The organism is Ferruginibacter sp. (genome assembly GCF_031430955.1).
Classification (GTDB): Bacteria; Bacteroidota; Bacteroidia; order Chitinophagales; family Chitinophagaceae; genus Ferruginibacter.
Window position 1 is genome coordinate 1 of record NZ_JANPCM010000699.1, and the last position, 2,462, is coordinate 2,462.

2 protein-coding genes are annotated in these 2,462 nt (G+C 38.5%); both read right to left on the reverse strand.

Going from position 1 to position 2,462, the window contains the following annotated elements; translation table 11 throughout:
• Positions 1-77: 77 nt before the first annotated feature.
• Positions 78-1,142: a Gfo/Idh/MocA family protein gene (locus ACY65O_RS19965; RefSeq protein WP_462222618.1), complete on the reverse strand. Its 1,065-nt coding sequence runs from the start codon at positions 1,140-1,142 to the stop codon at positions 78-80.
• A gap of 84 nt (positions 1,143-1,226) precedes the next feature.
• Positions 1,227-2,462, reverse strand: a 1,236-nt coding sequence (locus tag ACY65O_RS19970; protein WP_462222619.1) for an AAA family ATPase, incomplete at its 5' end; no start/stop codon positions are given.

A 2,462-nucleotide genomic window follows, 5' to 3' on the forward strand; every position in this document is an offset into this window, starting at 1 on the left:
TGTCGAAGGCGGGTTTATGCTAAAAGCTAGTTCTTCTCTAACGCAACCCGGCTTCGACAAGCTCAGCCTGACAGTTTTTAAAGTCCGTACTCCTCTAAAACATCTTTTACTTTTACCGGCAATCCCGTTTGCAAACTCCTGTCCATCGCCTGCAACAATGCAACCGTTCCAATGCCTTCTTTTAAATCGGGAAAAGCAATAAAATTTTGTTCGATGCTATCAATAAAATATTCTAAATAATTTTGGTACTCGCCGGCATGATGACTTTGACCTTCGAAACGGAAATAATATTTTAAAGTACTGTTGCCCCAGGTAATTATTTTTTCTTCTCCTTCTTTTGTTGTTACGGCATAACGTAATTCGTGATAGTCGGCCTGGCTTGCACCTAGCGTACCACGTAAGACGCAACTCATACCACTGTCTCTTTTGGTGGGTTGTGTTGGGCCGGTGTAACTGCCACTCACTCTTGCTATTCTTCCGTCGGTGGCTTTAAAAATAAAATGCATTGTGTCTTCATTTTTTAAACCTGCGGTTTTGCCGTTGCTGCTTATCATACCATAACCCATCACTTCTTCAATGTTGGGTAAATAATATCTTATAAAATCTACCGGGTGGCTTAAGCCACCATACAACCATTTAAAAGATTTTTCCAGCGCCCATTTCTTTTCTAAAAACCAGCGGTGATCGGCATTGTAATGACTTTCGATGGTTATCAGTTCTCCAATAACACCTTCTTCAAAATCTTTACGCTGCTTTTTATAAGGTTCAAAAAAACGGGAGCTTTGTCCTACAAAAACTTTTTTACCGCTTTGCTTTTGTAAGTCTATTAATTCTTTTGCTTTGCTTAAATCATCAATAAAAGGTTTGGTGCAGATAACGTGTTTGTTGTGCAGCAAGGCTTGCTTTATATGTTCGGCATGTAAATGATCGGGTGTATAAATAGCAATGATATCTATTGCTGCATCGTTCAGCATTTCATTATAATCGGTAGTGTACTCATACATTTTAAATTCATCGGCCCGTTGCACACACAATTCCGTATTGGCATCGCAAATCATTTTAAGATTTACTTTACTGCTTTGTAATGCTGCAGAAATGGTACTGCGGCCTTCGCCTAAACCTAAAATTCCAATAGTAAGCATGAGTATTTACCTGTTTAAAAATTACCGTTACTTTTAGTTTGGCTATAACTAGTAAAAAATAGGTAGTTATAGCCAAGTCAAATTTTATTGCAGCAAGCCATAATCAACCCGTTTAAATAATGCATCCAATCTTAAATCGTTTTGCACAAGGCCGCTTGAATGTGCATTTTGCTTTAATCCAAAAGTGGTTATCATAGTAAGAAATAAGGCTTTTCTTGTGCCTGTTTCTTTTCTAAAAATTCCCATTTTATTCCTCAACTCCATGGCGTATTTTTTTTCAATAACAAAAGGATTAATTGAAAATTTCATTTCACATAAATTAATCACCATATCCTTTCTATCAATTACCAAATCTATTTGCGCCCCTCCGTCCTTTGCTGCACTTCGCCACGATGAACTGTATGTTTCAACCCCGCCAATGCCCAGTGCTTTTTTCAGTTGCTCAATATGGCAAAGGCAAACCTGTTCAAAAGCATAACCGCTCCAGGCCCGGTGTTTAGGTGTATCAATACTGTTAAGCCAGTTATTTTTATTATCGGCCTGTACATCTTTTAAATACCGCATGTAAAAAAGCGTGTAAAAATCTACCAGTTGGTAAAGACTGTTACGCATTTTTTTACCAAACGGTACATACTTTTTTATAAACCCGCTTTCTTCCAGTTCATTAAGTATTCTTGTGGTGCTACCTGCATTAGGCAGTTTTGCACCTTTTACAATTTCATCTCTTGTAAGCCCGGCCGCTTTTTTTGCCAGTACCTGCACAACACTTACATGCTTATCCCAATTTGTAAATAACGAACTGAACAAATTATTAAACTCCGTACGCAACAATCCATTTTGCGAAAAGCAAATACGTTCAATATTTTGTGCCGAACTTAAACGCCGCTGTACCTGCTCCCAGTAAAATGGTATTCCGCCTAATACCATATACAGTTGTGTTATTTGATACCTGTCGAGCACCGAACCTTTTGCTTTTAAAAACAACTCACATTCATACAGGGTAAACGGTACAATTTTTAACCGGTAAGTAACCCTGTTGTGCAGGCCGCCTTTATTATTGATAAGTTTATTGATCATCCACGAAGCAGCGGAGCCGCAAACAATTAATACCACATCTTTTCTTGCCGATGCCCAATGATTCCAAAAATGCTCCAGCGCCGGAATAAAGCCTGCATTAGTAGTATCAAACCAGGGCAATTCATCAATAAAGATCACTTTCCGTTTCTGCTTCGATTTTTCCACTAGGCCAATCAATAATTGAAAAGCCCCCTTCCAGTTTGCCGGTTTGTCAAATTTTGTTTTGCCGGCCAGTTTTTTATA

What these genes read in the sequence shown, in the direction of transcription:
- ACY65O_RS19965 (WP_462222618.1), bottom strand. Translation starts at nt 1,142, where the DNA reads ATGCTTACTATTGGAATTTTAGGTTTAGGCGAAGGCCGCAGTACCATT.